At 65.5% G+C, this 18,042-nt stretch carries 21 protein-coding genes and 1 tRNA gene; 10 read left to right on the top strand and 12 right to left on the bottom strand.

Going from position 1 to position 18,042, the window contains the following annotated elements:
* Position 1 precedes the first annotated feature (1 nt).
* The 4 genes from truA (at position 2) to A6B37_RS08935 (ending at position 2,921) form a co-directional block, all read left to right on the top strand.
* Positions 2-811 carry a tRNA pseudouridine(38-40) synthase TruA gene (gene truA, locus A6B37_RS08950; protein ID WP_111825504.1) on the top strand — a complete coding sequence of 270 codons (810 nt, stop codon included), beginning with the start codon at positions 2-4 and terminating at the stop codon, positions 809-811.
* A gap of 53 nt (positions 812-864) precedes the next feature.
* Positions 865-1,962 carry an ABC transporter substrate-binding protein gene (locus A6B37_RS08945; RefSeq protein WP_111825503.1) on the top strand — a complete coding sequence of 366 codons (1,098 nt, stop codon included), beginning with the start codon at positions 865-867 and terminating at the stop codon, positions 1,960-1,962.
* A 59-nt stretch (positions 1,963-2,021) separates the two neighbouring features.
* Positions 2,022-2,720: a phosphoribosylanthranilate isomerase gene (locus A6B37_RS08940; protein ID WP_280638432.1), complete on the top strand. Its 699-nt coding sequence runs from the start codon at positions 2,022-2,024 to the stop codon at positions 2,718-2,720.
* 124 nt (positions 2,721-2,844) lie between these two features.
* A tRNA-Val gene (locus A6B37_RS08935) sits at positions 2,845-2,921 on the top strand.
* Between the two features lie 781 nt (positions 2,922-3,702).
* Here A6B37_RS08935 and A6B37_RS26220 read toward each other — a convergent pair.
* Positions 3,703-4,140 (bottom strand): hypothetical protein, encoded by a 438-nt coding sequence (locus A6B37_RS26220; RefSeq protein WP_111825501.1) that lies wholly within the window; start codon positions 4,138-4,140, stop codon positions 3,703-3,705.
* A 319-nt stretch (positions 4,141-4,459) separates the two neighbouring features.
* On the opposite strand from A6B37_RS26220, the gene A6B37_RS08920 reads away from it, so the two are divergent.
* Entirely contained in the window at positions 4,460-6,010 is a 1,551-nt protein-coding gene (locus A6B37_RS08920; protein WP_111825581.1) for a sensor domain-containing diguanylate cyclase, read from the top strand.
* A gap of 18 nt (positions 6,011-6,028) precedes the next feature.
* On the opposite strand, the gene A6B37_RS08915 is transcribed toward A6B37_RS08920, so the two are convergent.
* From A6B37_RS08915 to A6B37_RS08905, 3 genes are all read right to left on the bottom strand, one after another.
* Positions 6,029-6,250 (bottom strand): CrpP-related protein, encoded by a 222-nt coding sequence (locus tag A6B37_RS08915; protein ID WP_111825500.1) that lies wholly within the window; start codon positions 6,248-6,250, stop codon positions 6,029-6,031.
* A 163-nt stretch (positions 6,251-6,413) separates the two neighbouring features.
* Positions 6,414-6,641, bottom strand: a complete 228-nt coding sequence (locus A6B37_RS08910; RefSeq protein WP_102771661.1) for a hypothetical protein — start codon at positions 6,639-6,641, stop codon at positions 6,414-6,416.
* Between the two features lie 80 nt (positions 6,642-6,721).
* On the bottom strand, positions 6,722-7,075 hold the full coding sequence (locus A6B37_RS08905) for a hypothetical protein (RefSeq protein WP_102771660.1): 354 nt from the start codon (positions 7,073-7,075) through the stop codon (positions 6,722-6,724).
* A gap of 268 nt (positions 7,076-7,343) precedes the next feature.
* Between A6B37_RS08905 and A6B37_RS08900 the strand changes: the two genes are divergently transcribed.
* On the top strand, positions 7,344-7,586 hold the full coding sequence (locus A6B37_RS08900) for a hypothetical protein (RefSeq protein ID WP_246842437.1): 243 nt from the start codon (positions 7,344-7,346) through the stop codon (positions 7,584-7,586).
* Between the two features lie 37 nt (positions 7,587-7,623).
* A complete protein-coding gene (locus A6B37_RS08895; RefSeq protein ID WP_102771658.1) occupies positions 7,624-7,857 on the top strand; it encodes a hypothetical protein in 234 nt (77 codons plus the stop codon).
* A 41-nt stretch (positions 7,858-7,898) separates the two neighbouring features.
* On the opposite strand, the gene A6B37_RS08890 is transcribed toward A6B37_RS08895, so the two are convergent.
* Both A6B37_RS08890 and A6B37_RS08885 read right to left on the bottom strand, forming a co-directional pair.
* Positions 7,899-8,120, bottom strand: coding sequence for a hypothetical protein (locus A6B37_RS08890; protein WP_102771657.1), 222 nt, complete (start codon positions 8,118-8,120; stop codon positions 7,899-7,901).
* A 55-nt stretch (positions 8,121-8,175) separates the two neighbouring features.
* Positions 8,176-8,418 carry a CrpP-related protein gene (locus A6B37_RS08885; protein WP_111825499.1) on the bottom strand — a complete coding sequence of 81 codons (243 nt, stop codon included), beginning with the start codon at positions 8,416-8,418 and terminating at the stop codon, positions 8,176-8,178.
* Positions 8,419-8,635: 217 nt separating this feature from the next.
* On the opposite strand from A6B37_RS08885, the gene A6B37_RS08880 reads away from it, so the two are divergent.
* Complete coding sequence (locus A6B37_RS08880) at positions 8,636-9,031, top strand: YbaN family protein (protein ID WP_111825498.1); 396 nt, start codon at positions 8,636-8,638, stop codon at positions 9,029-9,031.
* Between the two features lie 9 nt (positions 9,032-9,040).
* On the opposite strand, the gene A6B37_RS08875 is transcribed toward A6B37_RS08880, so the two are convergent.
* From A6B37_RS08875 to A6B37_RS08860, 4 genes are read right to left on the bottom strand one after another with little or no spacing between them, the layout of a single operon-like run.
* Complete coding sequence (locus tag A6B37_RS08875; RefSeq protein WP_102771871.1) at positions 9,041-10,822, bottom strand: IlvD/Edd family dehydratase; 1,782 nt, start codon at positions 10,820-10,822, stop codon at positions 9,041-9,043.
* 60 nt (positions 10,823-10,882) lie between these two features.
* Positions 10,883-11,896, bottom strand: a complete 1,014-nt coding sequence (locus A6B37_RS08870) for a TRAP transporter substrate-binding protein (protein ID WP_111825497.1) — start codon at positions 11,894-11,896, stop codon at positions 10,883-10,885.
* 21 nt (positions 11,897-11,917) lie between these two features.
* Positions 11,918-13,198: a TRAP transporter large permease subunit gene (locus A6B37_RS08865; protein WP_102771653.1), complete on the bottom strand. Its 1,281-nt coding sequence runs from the start codon at positions 13,196-13,198 to the stop codon at positions 11,918-11,920.
* Positions 13,195-13,737, bottom strand: coding sequence for a TRAP transporter small permease (locus A6B37_RS08860; RefSeq protein WP_111825496.1), 543 nt, complete (start codon positions 13,735-13,737; stop codon positions 13,195-13,197). The genes A6B37_RS08865 and A6B37_RS08860 overlap by 4 nt, the downstream gene beginning before the upstream one ends.
* Before the next feature lie 131 nt (positions 13,738-13,868).
* Between A6B37_RS08860 and A6B37_RS08855 the strand changes: the two genes are divergently transcribed.
* Positions 13,869-14,894, top strand: a complete 1,026-nt coding sequence (locus A6B37_RS08855) for a LacI family DNA-binding transcriptional regulator (protein WP_111825495.1) — start codon at positions 13,869-13,871, stop codon at positions 14,892-14,894.
* 10 nt (positions 14,895-14,904) lie between these two features.
* Here A6B37_RS08855 and A6B37_RS08850 read toward each other — a convergent pair whose 3' ends face one another.
* Complete coding sequence (locus tag A6B37_RS08850) at positions 14,905-15,168, bottom strand: hypothetical protein (RefSeq protein WP_102771650.1); 264 nt, start codon at positions 15,166-15,168, stop codon at positions 14,905-14,907.
* Between the two features lie 99 nt (positions 15,169-15,267).
* On the opposite strand from A6B37_RS08850, the gene hemN reads away from it, so the two are divergent.
* The gene (gene hemN / locus A6B37_RS08845) at positions 15,268-16,698 is read left to right on the top strand and encodes an oxygen-independent coproporphyrinogen III oxidase (protein ID WP_111825494.1); all 1,431 of its coding nucleotides are present in this window, start codon (positions 15,268-15,270) and stop codon (positions 16,696-16,698) included.
* 29 nt (positions 16,699-16,727) lie between these two features.
* Here hemN and A6B37_RS08840 read toward each other — a convergent pair whose 3' ends face one another.
* The gene (locus A6B37_RS08840; protein ID WP_102771648.1) at positions 16,728-17,471 is read right to left on the bottom strand and encodes a response regulator transcription factor; all 744 of its coding nucleotides are present in this window, start codon (positions 17,469-17,471) and stop codon (positions 16,728-16,730) included.
* Between the last annotated feature and the right edge of the window lie 571 nt (positions 17,472-18,042).

The following is an 18,042-nucleotide window of genomic DNA, read 5'->3' as shown; positions in this document are numbered from 1 at the left end:
CATGTCTAGAGTTGCATTGGGGCTGGCGTACGACGGCTCCGCCTGGCAGGGTTGGCAGACGCAGCCGCATCGGCAGACGGTGCAGGATACGCTGGAGGCCGCGCTGGGACGTTTTTGCGGGATCGAGGAACCGGTGTCGACGATTTGCGCGGGCCGCACGGACACCGGCGTGCATGGCGCCATGCAGGTGGTCCACCTGGATACGGCGCTGGACCGTCGCATGGAATCCTGGGTCAGGGGCGTCAACGCGTTTCTGCCGCCCAGCATTTCGGTGCAGTGGGCGCAGCAGGTGTCGGATGAATTCCACGCCCGGTTTTCGGCCAGCGCGCGGACCTACGTCTATCTGCTGTGGCGCGGCCGGGTGCGTCCGGCGCTGTGGGCAGGGCGCGCGGGCTGGTGCTTCCAGCCGCTGGACGTGGACGCGATGCGCGCGGCGGCGAGCGCCTTGCTGGGCGAGCACGATTTCTCCAGCTTCCGTTCCTCGCAATGCCAGGCCAGGCATCCGGTGCGCCACCTGCAGCGGCTCGACATCGAAGAGCGCGGGCCGTTCCTGGTGTTCACCTTGAAGGCGAACGCCTTCCTGCATCACATGGTGCGCAATATCATGGGAGCGTTGCTGCAGGTCGGGCAGGGCAGGGAGACGGTCGACTGGATGGCGCAGCTGCTGTCGTGGCGCGACCGCAAGCGCGGCGCGCCGACGTTCGCGCCGGACGGCCTGTACCTCTCGGCCATCGATTATCCCGAAGCGTTCGGGCTGCAGGAACTCGACGGCGGGTCGCAGTTGCTGTCGCCGTTTACTCAAACCTATTAGGAAAGCCGCCGGCGACGGCGACGCCTTTTCCTGCCCGATGGAGGCCTTTTGCCATGCGACGCCGCGCGTTTTTGAAGCAGACCGCCCTGGGAGCCGCCGCCGGCGGTGCGGCCGTGGCGGCTCCGGTTTTCGCGCAGGAAGCTCCGGCCGTCGCATGGAGGCTGGCCTCCAGCTTTCCCGATGAATCGCCGACGATGTCGGCGGGCGCCGAAGACGTGGCGCGCTATGTCTCCGAAGTGACGGACGGGCGTTTCACCATCGAGATCTATCCGGCCGGCGATCTGGTGCAGCCGGGCCAGATACTCGAGGCCGTGCAGTATCGCGTCGTCGATTGCGGCCATACGGCCTCGACCCGCTATTTCGACACGGACCCGGCGCTGAGCTTCGACGCCGGCGTGCCGTTCGGCCTGAACACGCGGCAGATGCACGCGTGGATGCTCCAGGGCGAGGGCCTGGCGCTGACGCGCGTGCTGTTCGACAAGTACAACATCCTGAACTTTCCCTGTGGCTACACCGGCGCCCAGATGGGCGGCTGGTTCCGCCCGGAAATCAAGACCGTGGACGACTTGCGCGGGCTGAAGGTCAAAGCCGGCGGATTCGCCCGCGCGGTGCTTGCCCGCATGGGCGCGATTCCCGTCGCGGTGCCGGTGGCGGAAACCTATGCCGCGCTGGAGCAGGGCGTGGTGGACGCGGTCGCCTGGATCGGCCCCTACGACGACGAGAGCCTGGCGCTCTATAAGGTCGCCAGGAACTACTATTTTCCCGGCTGGTGGGCCGGCACGCTGCAGTTGTCGCTGTACGTCAACCAGGACGCCTACGACGAGCTGCCCAAGCCGTACCAGTCCGCGCTGGCGCTGGCCTGCAGCATGGCCACGGGCAACATGATCGCCAAGTACGACGCCGGCAATCCACAGGCGCTGCGCCGCCTGGTCTCGCGCGGGGCCCAATTGAAGGCGTTTCCCAGGCCGCTGCTGCAGGCCGGCTACGAAGCGTCGCTCGCCGTCTATAAAGAAATCAGCGCCAAGAACCCCATGTTCAAGAAACTCTACGAAAGCATGACGGCGTTTCGCGACATGGAGGCGCCGTGGTTCCGCCTGGCCGAAGGCAGCTTCGACAACCTCATGACGACTCTGGCTCAGCCGGGCTCCTAGCGTGCCGGCCGCGCCCGGCGGATATACTGAATCAACCCGTCGCGCATGCGACGAAGCCACTGAAGAATTCCATGCGCACACGCATCAAGATCTGCGGATTGACCCGCGAAGAAGACATCGACGCCGCCGTCGCGGCCGGCGTCGACGCCATCGGCTTTGTCTTCTACCCCAAGAGCAAACGCTGCCTCACGCCCACGCGCGCCGCGCAGTTGCGGCGCATGGTGCCGGCCTTTGTCGATGTCGTGGCCCTGTTCGTCAATCCCGCGCAAAGCGAGGTCGAGGCCGTGCTCGACCAGGTCGGGCCGGAACTGCTGCAGTTCCACGGCGACGAAACGCCGCAGGATTGCGCCCACTACGGCCGCCGCTTCCTGCGCGCGTTCCGCGCCGGCGCGCCGGGCCTGGAAACCGCGGAAAACCTGGCGTCCACCTGCCGCGCCTACGGCGAGGCCGCGGGCTGGCTGTTCGACAGCTACAGCGCGGGCTACGGCGGCAGCGGCCACGGCTTCGACTACGCCTTGCTCGACGAAGTGAGGGCCGATCCGATCTCGCGCCCGCTGATCCTGTCGGGCGGATTGAACGCCGAAAACGTGGGCCAGGCGGTGCGCTCGCTGCGGCCTTGGGGCGTGGATGTGAGCAGCGGAGTCGAGGTCGAGCAAGGAATAAAAAGTTCTGATAGAATCTCGTTCTTCGTTGCCGCGGTGCAAGCCGCGGACGCGATACTGAAGAGTGAAGCAGTGCTGATGAATAAGCCGCACTGAGTAGTGTGAAGTTGTGCTGGGAATGTCGCCAAGCTGGTTTTCCCGGACGCAATGAAAAATGCAAAAAATCTTCCAAGACGATTTGCATAGTTCAAAAAAGCACTATATAATTTTTCTTCTTTGCAGGCGGTTAGCTCAGCTGGTTAGAGCGCCACGTTGACATCGTGGAGGTCGTTGGTTCGATTCCAATACCGCCTACCAAATTCCTGCAAAGTGGTGCCAAGCACCGCCTTAAAAGCCGCGTAAGTCTTAGACTTCGCGGCTTTTTGCTTTCTGTGCTGCCAAGTAGCGCCAAGCGACTTAAGGGTAGGAATGAGTAAGGCCAATCAGAATAAGGGTAGGCCCCCGCCGCCTCATTTTTCCCGCCTCGGCCGCGCACCGATCCAGATAATCTGACCACCACTGTATGAGCCGGCTGCGCCCGTCCAGATACTCAGCGTGGTTATTGCGCGCTGCTGCGCTCATGCTTCACGCTTGGCTTTTCACTGTCCAGCTGTTTGACGTCAGTTCGCAAACCGTGGCGTTTTGCATTGATGAGAGGAATGCGGTGAGCCTGACGGTTTCTTCTTGTCCGCAAGCTGGGCGAGTGAACATTGGGATGCCAACCCGTCCATCGCTTGGAAGTTGCGGGCATCAACCGCCGGGCTGAAGGTCCTGCGCCGCCCCAATATACTGTATAAAAATACAGTATATTGGGGCTATGGGGCTGCGCGAGCCAGCCCCTGGCATGTGCGGTAGGGGACGAGAAATGGCCGATGAGGAATGGACACAACGGGACGAGTATTGCTGGCAGGGACCGCCTGGTTGGACGATCTGCCGCGTGTTTGTCGAGGGCATGTGGCAATACGAACTGTGGTTCAGCCGCGGCGCCAGCGGCACGATCTACGGCATGCGCGCATCGCTGGGCGCCGCGCAGGATCTCTACAGGCAGAAGCTGCGCTAGGCCGTCACCGGCGGGATTCCGGCGCGCCCGAGCGCAAGTCTATCCAGCCAGCTTCATGGAAACGTCGGCGTGCGTACCACGATCCAGATCGATTCCCTTCCCGGCCGTACATTCGGGCAGGTCGAGCAGTTCGGCCGCGACTTCTCCGGCTTCGATTCGTCGCGTGATGTCATCCAGCAGTTCCGTGCGCGAAGCAAACCCTCGACCTCTCAGGCCTTTCACAAAAAGGCGGTAGGTCAAGTTGGGTTCGACGCCTTTCATCACGCCGAGGTCGAAAATCCTGCCTTGTTCGTTCCGAAGAAACAGGTGGCCGGGCCTGGCGTAGATTCTGTATACCCGCCACGGCGACAAGGTCGCGGCGTGCGCAACCGGCGGGCGCCCACGCTGGCCGTCCTGCTGCCGTGACGACGTCGCCGGCGGGATGAGCTTCCGGCAAGCCGTGATGGCGCGGGCGAAGGACCTGCTGAATAGCTTCATAAGGCGGCCTGAATGAATCGAAGCGCGGCGTAGCCGCGATACAGCGAATCAGCCGACCAGATTAGGGTTTGGGATTGAAGGCTGCCGGCCTTTATCGAGGTGGAGCATGCGATTCGCCACTAACGAACCCGGCAACAGTGCATCGTCGTGGCAGGCGCCACACCACCACAGTACGCTCAATACCGGCTGGCCCCTACGATTGAATTGAAACAAGCATGGCGCGCGCCCGACCCGCCTGCGGAGCGGCGATTGAAATAAACTGTGCACAACGGAAATATGCCGTATTTGATTTCAACCAGGGGGCGGTGTGAGCGACAAAATGCCGCGGCGGGGGCGATCCACGGCGCGTCGGGTGACGCTGGGACTGGTCGCGGGCTGGCTTGTGCTGGTCGCGGGTCTTGCGCAGTGGATGTCGCAGGGGATCGAAGCGACGCGGCTGGGCAGCCTGGCCGCCAGCGCGGAATATGAAACCCGGATTACCGCGCGCGTCATGGACCGCCTGTTCACCGAGATGATCAGCGTCGCGAACATGGTGTCCCGCCAGGCGCAGGTAATCGAGCTCGCCGCCCGATACCGCACCGATCCGCCCGGCGCGGCGGAGCTGACCCGGCAGGAGCGGGCGGCTTTGTTCACGCGCGATCCCCTGGTGCGCAAGGTGGGCGACCTCATGAATGCGCTGGCCGGCGATCTGCGGTATGCGCGCATTTATATGAACAATATGTCGGACGATACGGTGACGGCCAGCAACTGGGCGGAGCCGGACAGTATCGTCGGCATGGTTTATTCGGGTCGGGCCTATCTGGTGGACGCGTTGCGTGAGGGCAAGGGCAGTTATTTCGGCATTGCCCGGCTAAACAAGAGCCCCTCGTACTTCGTTTCCAGCCGCATCGAGGACGTGAACGAGCAGCCGTTGGGATCGGTGACGGTGAAATTCGATGCGCCGGACGTGGCGCTGTACCTGGCCGGGCGGCATACCACGCTGGTCGTGAATCGCCAGGGGCGGGTGACCACGGCTTCGTCCGCGTCGTTCATGCTGCGCAACGTGGCGGCGCTCATGCCTGCGGGCACGGTGCTGCCTTCCGACGGCGATGAAGATCCGGGCGAGCCCATGGACCTGCGCCCGATTGCTTCCCATGCGGACCAATGGCTGGTCGAAGGCCGGCCGTACCTGGTGCGGCGCCAGCCGCTGTCCAATGCCCAGTACCAACTGATTACGCTGGCTTCGCTGGACGAGCTGACGCTCATGCGCCGGCAGCATCTGTGGGTGGCGGGGCTGGTGGCGGTGTTCGGCTCGGTGCTGATCCTGCTTTCCAGCCACGCGGTCGGGCAGATCGTGAGACGCCGCCAGGATGAACGGCACGCGGCCAATCATGATGCGCTTACCGGTTTGCCGAACCGGCGGGCCGTCATGGCCGAACTGGAGCGGTATTTTTCGCTGGCGAACCGGATGCAGCGCTGCGTGCTGGTGGCGTTCATCGACCTGGACGGTTTCAAGACGATCAACGATACCTACGGCCACGATATAGGCGACAAATTCCTGATCGAGGTGGGCCGGCGCCTGTCGGCCGGCCTGCGTGCCGGGGACATGCTGGGACGCTGGGGAGGCGACGAGTTCGTCGTGGTCGGGCTGGGCGCGCGGCCCGGGCCGGACGCGCCGGAGGGTGAGATCGTGGAGGCCATGCGCGCGCGGCTTGCGCCGTTGCTCAGCGGCGCCTACACGCTGGACGGCTGCCGCTTTCATTACGCGGGCGCGAGCTTCGGCATCGTGAGCGCGGACCCTACCGCAAGCACGCTGCCGGCCGTGCTCAAGCAAGCCGATCTGCTGATGTACGCGGACAAGCAGGCGCGCCGTCAGACGCAGACGGCTTGATCCGCCAGGACGCCGCCCTCAGTCGGACAGTTGCTGCTGTTGCCGCCGCTTCAGCTCGGCAAGCCTGGCCTGGGTTTCGCGGCGCCAGCCGTCTTCCCAGGACGTCAGTTTCGCACGCCACTTGCTGGGCGATTCGCCCGTGTGGCCCGGCATGTTTATCGCCTTCATGTACGGGCAGGCCGAGAGAGGTACGCCGTGCCTTGCAGCTTCCTGGCCAGCCTTGTGGATGAGCTCATCCATTTCGCGCCTCCAAGGGTAGAAGTTGCCTTAGGGACGACGATGACTGTCGTCTCGCTCGAAGTCCAGCACTGTTACTGCGGGAAATAGAGGAGCGGGTCTCAAAAAAAGCGCCCGTAGAGCTGGGCGCGTAAGGAGTGTGCGATGGCGGGCGGCGCATTCGACGTCAGCGGCCTCCCGGCTTGCCGACTGGCGGATTTTTGCCCGCCTGCTCCTGGGTTTTCTTGTTGCGGCCGTAGGCGTCCCGTCCTTCGGGCAGTTCCTTTCCACCGCCGGGATAGCCGGAGTTCGAGTCCGGGTCAGTGTTCTCTCGCCCCGTGGGAGGGCCGTCCGCGGTGGGTTGGGCCTTGCGCCGTTCGTTGTCGGATTCGGCATGGAAGGGAAGCTTGGGCATGTCGCGGGTTCCTGGTTCGCACGATCGCCGCAACGCTGCGGCGATCAGTTTGCAGCAAGCGGCGTGCCGCGGGGCCAGCGTCAGCGGCCGAACTCGTTGGTCTTGTGGCCGCCGCTGCCGGCCTGGCCTCCCGGTATTTTTCCGTCGGGCGCGGGGTTGGCCCGCGAGCCCTTGACGGTGCCCTGGCCGCGTATCTGCTGGGGCTCGCGCTCGGCCGGGCCGGCCGCGGGGGCAGGCGGTTTGGGCGGCGTGGGGCCCGCGGTGTCCGGGCCCTGGCCGTCGGGTCCGGCCTGCTTCGGGACCGGCGCCGATTGTTTGCCGGCCTCCTGGCGGGCGCCGGACTGGTTCTGCGGCTGGGCATGCAGCCGGGTCGTCGACGGATACAGCGCGGCCAGCGCCAGCGGTATGGCCAGGAATGCGCGAGCGGGTTTCATGGCGGTCTCTCCATAATGAATCCCGGCTGCGGAGCAAATGCCGTTCCGGCGGCTCCACGCGTTACCAGCTTGTATCAAGCGCTACCGAGGGTCCGGCAAGCGCGCCGATCTGCACATTTTTGTAGGAATAGGGTGGGCCCTGTAACGCGCCGTCTTATTTGGCGGGCGGGTTGAATCTATGCTGCGGGCGAGCAGTTCTCGCGAGGTAATCATGAAAAAAATAACGTTGCTCTGTGTTGGAGCGTTTATCGGGTGCGCCGCGGTCTCCATGCCGGCGATGGCCGACCACGATGACCATCGGGACTATTATTACGGCGGCCATCATGGCGGCAAGTACAAGCAGGAGTACTGGGACGGAAACTGCAAGGTCGAGCGCAAGTGGAAGCGCAACGGCGACTACAAGGAAGAGCGCAAGTGCAAGGCGCCGCGGCCCGTGGTCTATCCCGCCTATCCGCAGCCTGTGTACCCGCAGCCGGGCGTCGTCATTCAGGGCACCGCCGTGATTCGCTAGGCGGTAAGATGGCTGTTCCACGGCATGGAGGTGCACGATGGAAACAGGCAATCCACCCGCCTACCGGAGCACGCTGGTCGTGCAGCCCGGGCGCGGCGGCAAGTATGAATGGGAAATCGTGACGCGTTCCGCCCGCACGGGCGACGTCGTCCGTGTGGAGCGGGGCGAGGACCTGGCCTACGACAACTGGGACGCCGCCATCGAGGCCGGCAACAAGGCGGCGCTCGACTACCGGCCGGACGATCCGCCCGTGCTGCGGCTGCCCGACTGAAGCGGCGCGCCGGCCGCGCACGGCGGCCGGTCTCTTGCGGTTCAGCGCTTGCGCTGCGCCTCGTGCAGCAAGTGGCTCACGTGGCCGTAGCCCGGCCGGCGGCTGATTTCTTTCATGTACTGGCGCAGTTCATCTTCGGCCGACGGCATTTCGCCGCGGCCGGCGGGCGTCAGCAGCCTGGCGTCCGGGTGCTGCAGCTTGCCCCTCCATTCGGCCGAGTTTTCATCGCGCGAAAAAGGGGAGTTCCGGTCGAGTTTTCCCATTGCCATCTCCTGGGCGATTGAAGAAAGCGGCTCGGGGCCGGGCGGCCCCGCAGGTTCACTGCGCGCGGCGAGCGACCGCGCGCGGTACGTATCGCTGGCTATCGCCTGGCGGTTGTTTCCATTTCTTGGTCTGTGCCATCCAACCGGCTTCCCAGGCTTCGACCTTGTCGCGCCATTGCGCGATGGATTCCCCCGTGTGGGCCGGCATGGCCTGGGCACGGTAGTAAGGGCAGTCCCACAAGGTCAATCCGTCGCGGGCGGCTTGCGCGCCCAGCTTTTGGATGTCGTCGCGTTGCATTGCAAAACCCTCCAAAAGTAAACGATTGGGGGGTTTAGTATGGAGGCAAAGCGCAATAGTTCGCAATAGTGTTGGGATACTATCCCGACTGGCCGTCATGCACCGCTACGGTATATTGCGGTGTTTCTTCAGATACGGACTCGCAACCCATGGGTCAGACCGCCCGGGCCAATTTCCAGTCTTCCGTCCGGCGCCCGGCGGCCCGCCGCCGACTGCCATGATGAGAGTGCTGTGGCTATGCCTGGGCTGCCTGATGCTGGCGTTGGGCATCATCGGCGCGTTTCTGCCGGTGATGCCTACGACCATCTTCCTGATCCTGGCGGTGGGCTGCTTTTCGCGCTCGTCCCCCAGGCTGGAAAAATGGCTGCTGGACAGCCCCACCTACGGGCCCGCGCTGCGCGCCTGGCGCGACCAGGGCGCCGTGTCGGCCAAGGGCAAGACCTATGCCTGCCTGGGCATGGCGCTGGGGTACGTGCTTTTCTGGTGGGGCGCGGACCCGTCCTGGCAACTGGGGGCGGCGGTCGCGGTTTTCTTCCTGGCCAGCGCCGCCTATGTCCTTACCCGGCCGTCGCCGTGCCCGCCCGCCGCGGATGAAAAGCCGCCCGGCGCATAGGCGCCGGTCTCAGTGCGAATGCCTGGGGTCGCCGCGGGTTTCCACGACCTTCAGGTACAGCGTGGCCGGCTCCAGGCAGCCGCCGGTCGATAGTTGGCCCACCCATTGCCGGTACAGTTCCTGCCACGGCGTCTGCGACGCGGGCGCCTGGTAGCCGGGTTCCTGGCTGCGGCGCGCCATTTCGGTTTCGTCCACCAGCGCCGTGACCGTGCGCTGGTTCAGGTCGACGCGGATGCGGTCGCCGGTGCGCAGCAGCGCCAGGCCGCCGCCCACCGCGGCCTCGGGCGACATGTTCAGGATCGACGGGCTGGCGGAAGTGCCGCTCTGGCGGCCGTCGCCCATGCAGGGCAGGTCATCGATGCCGCGCCTGATCAGGGCCGCAGGCGGCGCCATGTTGACGACTTCGGCGCTGCCGGGGTAGCCCACGGTGCCGGCGCCGCGGATCACCAGTATGCAGCGCTCGTCGATGTTCAGCGCCGGGTCGTCGATGCGCGCGTGGTAGTCCTCGGGGCCTTCGAATACGATGGCGCGCGCCTCGAAGGCGTTTTCCGACCCCGGCTGCGACAGATAGGCGCGGCGGAAGTCGTCGCCCACCACCGACATCTTGATGATGGCGCTGTCGAAGAAGTTGCCCGACAGGACGATGAAGCCGGCGCGGTGCTTCAGCGGCCGGTCGCAGCTGCGGATCACGTCGGCGTCATGGGGTTTGGCCGCGGCGGCGATCTCGCCTATGGTCTTGCCCGACACCGTGGCGCAGCCGGTGTGCAGGCGGCCGGCGGCGGCCAGTTCGTGCAGCACGGCGGGAACGCCGCCGGCGCGGTGAAAGCCTTCGCCCAGGTGTTCGCCGGCGGGCACGCAGTTCACCAGCAGCGGCACGTCTTCGCCCAGCCGCTGCCAGTCGTCCAGGCTGAGATCGATGCCGGTGTGCCGGGCGATGGCGATGAGGTGGGGCGGGCAGTTGCTGGACGCGCCCAGCGCCGAGGCCACGACGATGGCGTTCTCGAAGGCCTCGCGCGTCAGGATGTGGGACGGGCGCAGGTCTTCGCGCACCATGTCGCAGATGCGCACGCCGGTCGCGTAGGCCATCTGGCCGCGTTCGCGGTAGGGCGCCGGGATGCTGGCGCAGGTGGGCAGCGACATGCCCAGGGCCTCGGCCAGCGAGTTCATCGACAGCGCCGTGCCCATGGTGTTGCAGTGGCCGATGGAGGGCGACGAGGCGGTGGCCAGGGTCATGAAGCCTTCGTAGTCGAGCTTGCCGGCGGCCATGAGCTTGCGGGCATGCCAGATGACCGTGCCAGAGCCCACGCGCTGGCCGTCGTGCCAGCCGTCGAGCATCGGGCCGCCCGACAGCACGATCGCGGGTATGTCTATGGTGGCCGCGGCCATGAGGCAGGCCGGCGTGCTCTTGTCGCAGCCGGTGGTCAGCACCACGCCGTCCAGCGGATAGCCGTGCAGGATCTCGACCAGCCCCAGATAGGCCAGGTTGCGGTCCAGCGCGGCCGTGGGACGGCGGCCCTGTTCGGCCAGCGGGTGCACGGGGAATTCCATCGGAATGCCGCCGGCGTCGCGGATGCCGGCGCGGATGCGCTCGGCCAGCGCCAGGTGGTGGCGGTTGCACGGCACCAGGTCGCTGCCGGTCTGGGCGATGCCGATGATGGGGCGGCCCGATTGCAGTTCCTGCCGGGTCAGGCCGTAGTTGAGATAGCGCTCGACGTAGATGGCGGTCATGTCGGCGTGGGTGGGGTCGTCAAACCATTTCTGGCTGCGCAGTTTGCGGGGATTGTGCGGCATGGACATCTCGCTCTATGGTTGCGTGGCCGCCCGGCGCGGTCCGGGCGGCCGGAAACCGGGTCAGTTGCGCGCCTTCCCGATTTCGTCGTTCAGCTGCTTGATCAGTTCGGGGCCGAGTTCCTGCGTGTACTTGTCGACCACCGGCTGCACCGTCTGGCGCATGCGCGCCACTTCCTGTTCAGACACAGTATTGATCTTCATGCCGGCCGATTCCAGGATGCCCATGGCTTTCTGGGAATCGGCGCGGCTGTCCTTGCGTTCGAAATCGCGCGACGAGGCGGCGGCCTGGCGGATCAGCCGCTGTTCGTCGGCCGACAGGCCGTCCCACCATTTCTTGGACGCCAGCACCACCCACGGTGTATAGACGTGACGGGTGATGGTCAGGTAGGGCTGCACCTCGTAGAACTTGCTGCTCTGGATGGTGGTGATGGGGTTTTCCTGGCCGTCCACGGTGCGCGTCTCCAGCGCCGTGAACAGTTCCGAGAACGGCATGGGCACGGCGTTAGCGCCCAGCGCGTTGAACACGCCGAGCGCGATCTGGTTCTGCATGACGCGCAGCTTGATGCCTTGCAGGTCTTCGGCGCGCACGATGGGGCGCTTGGAGTTTGTCAGGTTGCGAAAGCCGTTTTCCCAGTACACCAGCCCGACCAGGCCCTTGGCTTCCAGCTTTTTCAGCAGGTCCTGGCCGAGCGGGCCGTCGAGCACGGCGTCGGCTTCTTTTTCGCTGTTGAACAGGAACGGCAGGTCGAACATGCCGAACTCCTTGACCATGCCGGCCAGCGGCGCGGTCGAGCCCACCATCATTTCCTGGACGCCGCCGACCAGCGCGCCTTGCATCTGTTCGTCCGAACCCAGGCTGGCCGAGCCGAAGGTTTTCATCTTGAGCTTGCCGTCGCTGATTTTCTGCAGTTCCTGCGCCAGGTGGCGCGCGGCGCGGCCCTGGACGCTGTCTTCGTTCAGGCCGTAGCCGAAACGGATCAGGCGCGGTTTGACGTCGGCGGCCGAAGCGGCGGCGACGGTGCAGCACAGCGCCGCGGCCAGGACCAGGGTGCGGGTCTTGAAACGGGTGATCATGGTGCTCCTCCTTGGATTTTTCTAATGCATCCAGCGTGCAGGGACGGTGATCAGTTCAGGGAAGATCACCAGCAGGATCAACAGCAGCGTGTAGGCGACGACATAGCGCCACACGCCTTTGATGATGGTTTCCATATTGATGCGGGCGACGCCGCACACCACGTTGAGCACGGTGCCCACCGGCGGCGTGAGCAGGCCCACACAGCCCACCATGACGAACATCACGCCGAAGTAGACGGGGTCGATGCCGGCCTTGGTGACCACCGGCATCAGCACCGGCGCCAGGATCAGGATGGTGGGCGTGAGGTCCATCACCGTGCCCACCAGCGTCAGCAGGATGAGCAGCGCGAACATCAGCAGCTTGGGCCGGTCCAGCACCGGGTCCAGCAGCGCGATGAGGTCTTCTGGCATGTCGGCCAGCGTGATCATGTAGGAGGACACCATGGCGGCGGCCACCAGGAACATGACCACGGCGGTGGTGCTGGCGGCGTTGACGAACAGCGGCGCCAGATCGCGCAGGCCGATTTCGCGGTAGACGAACAGGCTGATCAGCAGCGCGTAGACCGCTGCGACGACGGCCGCCTCGGTCGGGGTGAAGATGCCGCCGCGCAGCCCGCCTATGATGATGACCGGCAGCATCAGGGCCCACAGCGATTCGCGCAGCGCGCGGGCGCGCTCGCCCCAGGAGGCGCGCGGCGCCGGCCCGGCGCCGCCATGCCGGCGCGCCACCCAGGCCCATACCGCCACCAGGGTCAGGCCCATCATCAGCCCGGGTGCGATGCCGGCGAAGAACAGCTTGGTGATGGAAACGTTGGTGGCGACGCCGAAGATGATGAAGGCGATCGACGGCGGAATGATGGGGGCGATGATGCCGCTGGCGGCGATCAGCCCCGAGGCCTGGCCCGCGTCGTAGCCTTTTTCGCGCAGCATGGGGATCAGCAGGGAACCCAGCGCCGCGGCGTCGGCGACGGCCGAGCCCGACAGGGCCGCCAGCAGCACGCTGGCGAAGATGGCGACATAACCCAGGCCCCCCCGTATGTGTCCCACCAGCAAGGTGGCCAGATTGACGATGCGGCGCGAAATGCCGCCGGCGTTCATCAGTTCTCCGGCCAGCATGAACAGGGGCACCGCCATGAGCGTGAAGCTGTTGGCGCCCGACAGCATGTTCTGTGCCAGGATCTGGGTGTCGAAGAAGTCCAGCTGGACCATCAAGGCGATCGCGCTGAGCAGCAGCGCGAAGGCGATGGACTGGCCCAGGGCGATCAGCCCCAGCAGCACGAACAGGAACAGGGCGAGGGTCATTCCTGGCCTCCCGCATGGCCGGGAGGCAGGGGCAGGGGGCCGCCGGCCAGCACCCGCGCCAGATCGGCCAGCGTCAGCAGGCCCATCGCGACCGCGGCATAGAGCGTGGCTGCGTTGAACGCCGCCAGCGGCATGCCGGTGACGGGCAGCGCCGTGTCCAGGCCGATGACGGTCTGGGTCCAGCTGCCATCGGCCATCAGCCAGAGCACCCACAGGATCAGCAGCTGGCTGAAAACGTGCGCGGCGCGGCGCGCGCCCGGGCCGAAGCGTTCGACCAGCATGGTGACGCCGATGTGCTGGTGGCTGCGCAGCGCGATCACCGAGCCTAGGAAAATCATCCAGACGAAGGCCAGGCGGGAGATCTCGTCCGATACGTTGATGCCGGAATTGAACAGGTAGCGCAGCGCCACATTGCCGAACAGCAACATCACCATTACGGCCAGACAGGCCGCCATCAGCCAGGTCTGCAACGCGAAGCACCAGTCGGCGGCGCGGGCCAGCGGCGAACCGCCAGGCCGCCCCGGTGGGAAGGCTCGCATGGTTTGTCTCCTCTCCGTCGTGCGGAATTTTTGGCTTATGCTGCCGAAAATGTTAGCGCTAACATTTTTGCTTTGGCAAGCCTTTGTTTTTTGGGTCAGACTACGCGCTCGCCAACTCATGCCGAGGACAAATGTCCGTCCGTAAACCCCGAAGCCCGCACGCCGGGCGCGTCACCATGCAGGATGTCGCGCGCCGCGTCGGCGTCAGCGCCATTACGGTGTCGCGCGCCTTGCGCACGCCGGACAAGGTGGCCGAGGCGCTGCGCCTGCGCATCGTGCAGGCGTGCGAGGAGCTGGGCTATGTTCCCAATCACGCCGCCAGCGCGCTGGCGTCGGCGCGCTCGCAGACCATCGTGGTGCTGATTCCGTCGCTGAGCAACGTGGTGTTCGTGGACATCCTGGCCGGCATCAAGGAAGTGCTGGACCGCCACGGCTACCACATGCTGATCGGCGTGACCGGCTATGGCCCGGACGAGGAGGAAGGCCTGCTGCGCAAATACCTGCAGCATTCGCCCGACGGACTGATCCTGACCGGCATCGACCACAGCCCCAGCGTATGGGAGCTGCTGCGCGCGCGCGGGCTGCCCACGGTGCACACCATCGAAACCCTGGACGGCGGCGAGCACATGAGCGTCGGCTTCTCGCAGTTCGATTCGGGCTACGCCGCCGGCCGCCACCTGGTCGAGCGCGGCTGCCGGCGCATCGGCATCGTGGGCGCGCAGCTGGACCCGCGTTCGCTGCGCCGCTGCGAGGGTTGCCGCCAGGCGCTGCGGGACGCGGGCCTGTACGACGCGGCGCTGGAGATCATGACGCCGGAAAAATCGTCCATCGGCCTGGGCGCGTCATTGCTGCAGGACCTGCACGCCGCCCATCCCGATTGCGACGCGGTCTTTTTCTGCAATGACGACCTGGCCCAGGGCGCGGTGTTCCAGTGCGGCCGTCTGGGCCTGGCGGTGCCGCAGCGCATGGCCATCGTGGGTTTTCACGACCTGGCCGGTTCGGCCTGGACCACGCCGCCGCTGTCGACCATCGCCACGCCCCGCTACCAGATCGGCGCGGCCGCGGCCGGGCTGCTGATGCGGCACCTGGCGGGCGAGGCCGTCGCCGAACGCCACGTGGACCTGGGGTTCACGCTGGTCCAGCGCGAAACCAGCTGAACGCCGCTGGCTACGCCTCGCCGCCCGGTTCGGGCGTCTGGGTGAAGGCCCGCACCAGGCGGGCGATGCCGTCGAGTTCGTCGTGCGCGCCAGCGACCCATTCGGGCGTTTCGAAGGGGCTGTCGGAAGGGGTGTCGTCCAGGCTGGCCTTCAGGTCGCCGAGCAGTTCCAGCGCCATGTCGGTGGCCTGGGGGCTGCTGCGTGTGGACAGGGCGATGGCGATCGCCAACGCCTGGCGCATGGCCAGAAGGCGGCCATCCAGTTCGGTGCCCATGGGATTTCCTTATCGTGAGACTTGAATGGCCTCATTTTAAGGGCCTGGTTTTGCGCCAGATCAAATGAGGCGGGCCGGCGCAGGCGAATAATCCGGAGTATGCAAGCCGCTCCCCGTCCTCAACCGTCCGAAGCCCAGGCGCCCGCGGTCGCCAAGCCCCTGTTTCCGCCCCAACTGCTGGCAAGGCTGGACAAGAACGGGCCGCGTTACACCTCTTATCCCACTGCCGACCGGTATCACGCCGGTTTCGGCGAACTGGACTACCGGCTGGCCCTGCGGCAGCGGCGGGCGACCAGCCCGGATGAACCGCTCTCGCTGTATGTGCACATCCCTTTCTGCGAGTCGGTCTGTTATTACTGTGCCTGTAATAAGGTGATCACGCGTCACCATGACCGCGCCGCCCGCTACCTGGACGCGCTGGCCGCCGAGATCGGCCTGCACGTGCGCGAACTGGGCGAGGGCGTGCCGGTCTCGCAGCTGCATTTCGGCGGCGGCACGCCGACCTTTCTCTCCGACGCCGAGCTGGACCGCCTGATGGCGGACCTGCGCCGCGCCTTCCGCTTCGAACCCGACGCGGAGCTTTCCATCGAGGTCGATCCGCGCACCGCCACGCCCGAGCGGCTGGCCTATCTGCGCCGGCTGGGCTTTAACCGCCTGAGCTTCGGCGTGCAGGATTTCGACGCGCGCGTGCAGGCGGCGGTGCATCGGGTGCAGTCCTTCGAGTCGGTGGAGGCGCTGGTGCGCAGCGCCCGCGAGCTGCGCTACGACTCGGTCAACGTGGACCTGATCTACGGCCTGCCGCTGCAGACCGCGGAATCGTTCGGCCGCACCATCGAGCAGGTCATCGCGCTGCGGCCCGACCGTATCGCGCTGTATGCCTATGCCCATCTGCCCACGCGCTTCAAGCCGCAGCGCCGCATCAACGAGATCGACCTGCCGCCGCGCGCCACGCGGGTGGGCCTGCTCAGCGCCGCCATCGACGGCTTCCTGAAGCAGGGTTATTCGTACATCGGCATGGACCATTTCGCCCTGGACTCCGATTCGCTGGCCGTGGCCAAGCGGCGCGGCGAGCTGCATCGCAACTTCCAGGGCTACAGCACGCAGCCCGACCGCGACCTGGTCGCGCTGGGCGTGTCGGCCATCGGCCGCATCGGCGATACCTACAGCCAGAACGCCAAGGACCTGGACACCTATTACGCGGCCATCGAGTCCGGACGCTTCGCGGTGGAAAGAGGGCTGGCGCTGAGCGAGGACGACCTGGTCCGGCGCGAGATCATCATGGACATCATGTGCCAGGGGCGCGTGGACTTCGCGCGCATCGAGGCGCGCCACCGCCTGTGCTTCGGCGACTACTTCAGCCGCGAACTGGAGCAGATGACCAGCCTGGCCGAACTGGGCCTGGTCGAACTGCAGCAAGGCGCGCTGCGCGTGACCGGCCTGGGCTGGTATTTCGTGCGCGCCGTGGCCATGGCCTTCGACGGCTACCTGCAATCGGCCGCCAGCGGGGCCAGCTACTCCCGCATCATCTAAGGGACCGATAGCGGGAGCGGCGGGGCGCTTCATTCGATCGCGAACTTCTCGCGCAGGTACAGGGCCAGCGACAAGTCGTCGGACAGCTGCAGCTTGCGCATCGCGCAGCGTTTGTGCGTGCTGATGGTCTTCTTGCTGCGCACCAGCCGCGCCGCGATCTGTGTCACCGAAAAGCCCTGGCTGATGTGGCGCAGGATCTCCACTTCCGAGGTGGTCAGCGATTCGTGCGGGGCGGTGGGCTCCTGCGAGTGGACCCGGCCGTCGCGCACGGTCAGGAACTTGTGCTTGCCGCTGAGCACGCCTCGGATCATTTCGGGCAGCAGGCTCAAACCCCATTTCTTGGCCATGTAGCCGTTTGCCCCCGCCCGGAAGGCGGCGTACTGGGTTTCCTGGCGGTTGCCGGCCGAGAACGTGATGATCGCCATGTTGGGGTGATAGCGGCGCAGGCGCCGCAGATAGCTCACGCCGTCCCAGAGATCCTGCGGCAGGTAGAAATCCACCAGGGCCACGTCGCAAGGCGTGTGGGACAGCTTTTCCAGTAACGATCGGGCCGAGGTTTCCTGGTGCAGGACCCGGAAGCCGGACCGGCTTTCGAGATAGGCGCTTACGCCCACGGCGATGACCGGGTGGTCGTCCAGGACGGCCACGTTGACCACCGGGGGCAGGCGCGACAGCAGCAGGTGTTGGCGGGCTTCCGGCAGATTGCCGGTTTCGGGACGCGCGGGGCTGGAGGAATTGAGTGCCGCGGTGCGGGGCGCTGGAATAGGTTTCATCTTGTGCTTTCCGCTGTTTTGATTGGGGCGGAATGCCGGAGGCCGGCTCCGCGCTGAGTTCGCTGTTGGTCCTAGATTGGTAGCAGCCAGATTACGTTTTCGGCCGGCTGTTCGCACTGGAAATGCGCTGATTTCGGACCGTTGTACTGTTTGACTTTTCCTGGAGGTAAATATGGCCTATGACGATTAAAGTTTGGTTACAGTACAAAAATAATGGATACACGACAAGCCGCCAGACGCAGATTTCGGCATCGAGTCGGCGGACGGCGGTACGGACAGGTCGGAGTCCTAGGGCTGGATGTCGCGCTTTCGCCACGGAAAAGGCGGCATTAGTGCTACAATCGGGTCAGATAAACGAATTTTGGTTACGCGCGTTTCAAGCGCGAGCCACACAGGCACCGCACCATGCTTTACCCGCTGGCACGAACTACGACCCGGAACTTTCGCCCTATGTCGCGTTAGTGTTTTCGTGCGTCGGGTTTCTCCGTGTCAGGTCAGCGGCAGAACTCAGCAAGACAATCCAAAGAACGCGGCTTCCAGGCCGCGTTTTTCGTTTCCGTTTTTTGATTTT

The sequence above is a fragment of the Achromobacter sp. HZ01 genome, assembly GCF_003267925.1.
Taxonomy (GTDB): Bacteria; Pseudomonadota; Gammaproteobacteria; order Burkholderiales; family Burkholderiaceae_B; genus Achromobacter; species Achromobacter pulmonis_A.
Note: the sequence above shows the minus strand (reverse complement) of the source record. Positions and strands in the feature narration are given on the sequence as shown.

Excerpts from the sequence above, each read along its gene's own strand:
- A6B37_RS08860 (WP_111825496.1), bottom strand. The coding sequence starts at position 13,737 with ATGCGAGCCTTCCCACCGGGGCGGCCTGGCGGTTCGCCGCTGGCCCGC.
- A6B37_RS08870 (WP_111825497.1), bottom strand. The coding sequence starts at position 11,896 with ATGATCACCCGTTTCAAGACCCGCACCCTGGTCCTGGCCGCGGCGCTG.
- A6B37_RS08865 (WP_102771653.1), bottom strand. The coding sequence starts at position 13,198 with ATGACCCTCGCCCTGTTCCTGTTCGTGCTGCTGGGGCTGATCGCCCTG.
- A6B37_RS08840 (WP_102771648.1), bottom strand. The coding sequence starts at position 17,471 with ATGAAACCTATTCCAGCGCCCCGCACCGCGGCACTCAATTCCTCCAGC.
- A6B37_RS08855 (WP_111825495.1), top strand. The coding sequence starts at position 13,869 with ATGTCCGTCCGTAAACCCCGAAGCCCGCACGCCGGGCGCGTCACCATG.
- truA (WP_111825504.1), top strand. The coding sequence starts at position 2 with ATGTCTAGAGTTGCATTGGGGCTGGCGTACGACGGCTCCGCCTGGCAG.
- A6B37_RS08920 (WP_111825581.1), top strand. The coding sequence starts at position 4,460 with ATGCCGCGGCGGGGGCGATCCACGGCGCGTCGGGTGACGCTGGGACTG.
- A6B37_RS08915 (WP_111825500.1), bottom strand. The coding sequence starts at position 6,250 with ATGGATGAGCTCATCCACAAGGCTGGCCAGGAAGCTGCAAGGCACGGC.
- A6B37_RS08885 (WP_111825499.1), bottom strand. The coding sequence starts at position 8,418 with ATGCAACGCGACGACATCCAAAAGCTGGGCGCGCAAGCCGCCCGCGAC.
- A6B37_RS08880 (WP_111825498.1), top strand. The coding sequence starts at position 8,636 with ATGATGAGAGTGCTGTGGCTATGCCTGGGCTGCCTGATGCTGGCGTTG.
- A6B37_RS26220 (WP_111825501.1), bottom strand. The coding sequence starts at position 4,140 with ATGAAGCTATTCAGCAGGTCCTTCGCCCGCGCCATCACGGCTTGCCGG.
- A6B37_RS08900 (WP_246842437.1), top strand. The coding sequence starts at position 7,344 with ATGCCGGCGATGGCCGACCACGATGACCATCGGGACTATTATTACGGC.
- A6B37_RS08850 (WP_102771650.1), bottom strand. The coding sequence starts at position 15,168 with ATGGGCACCGAACTGGATGGCCGCCTTCTGGCCATGCGCCAGGCGTTG.
- A6B37_RS08890 (WP_102771657.1), bottom strand. The coding sequence starts at position 8,120 with ATGGGAAAACTCGACCGGAACTCCCCTTTTTCGCGCGATGAAAACTCG.
- A6B37_RS08910 (WP_102771661.1), bottom strand. The coding sequence starts at position 6,641 with ATGCCCAAGCTTCCCTTCCATGCCGAATCCGACAACGAACGGCGCAAG.
- A6B37_RS08895 (WP_102771658.1), top strand. The coding sequence starts at position 7,624 with ATGGAAACAGGCAATCCACCCGCCTACCGGAGCACGCTGGTCGTGCAG.
- A6B37_RS08875 (WP_102771871.1), bottom strand. The coding sequence starts at position 10,822 with ATGCCGCACAATCCCCGCAAACTGCGCAGCCAGAAATGGTTTGACGAC.
- hemN (WP_111825494.1), top strand. The coding sequence starts at position 15,268 with ATGCAAGCCGCTCCCCGTCCTCAACCGTCCGAAGCCCAGGCGCCCGCG.
- A6B37_RS08945 (WP_111825503.1), top strand. The coding sequence starts at position 865 with ATGCGACGCCGCGCGTTTTTGAAGCAGACCGCCCTGGGAGCCGCCGCC.
- A6B37_RS08905 (WP_102771660.1), bottom strand. The coding sequence starts at position 7,075 with ATGAAACCCGCTCGCGCATTCCTGGCCATACCGCTGGCGCTGGCCGCG.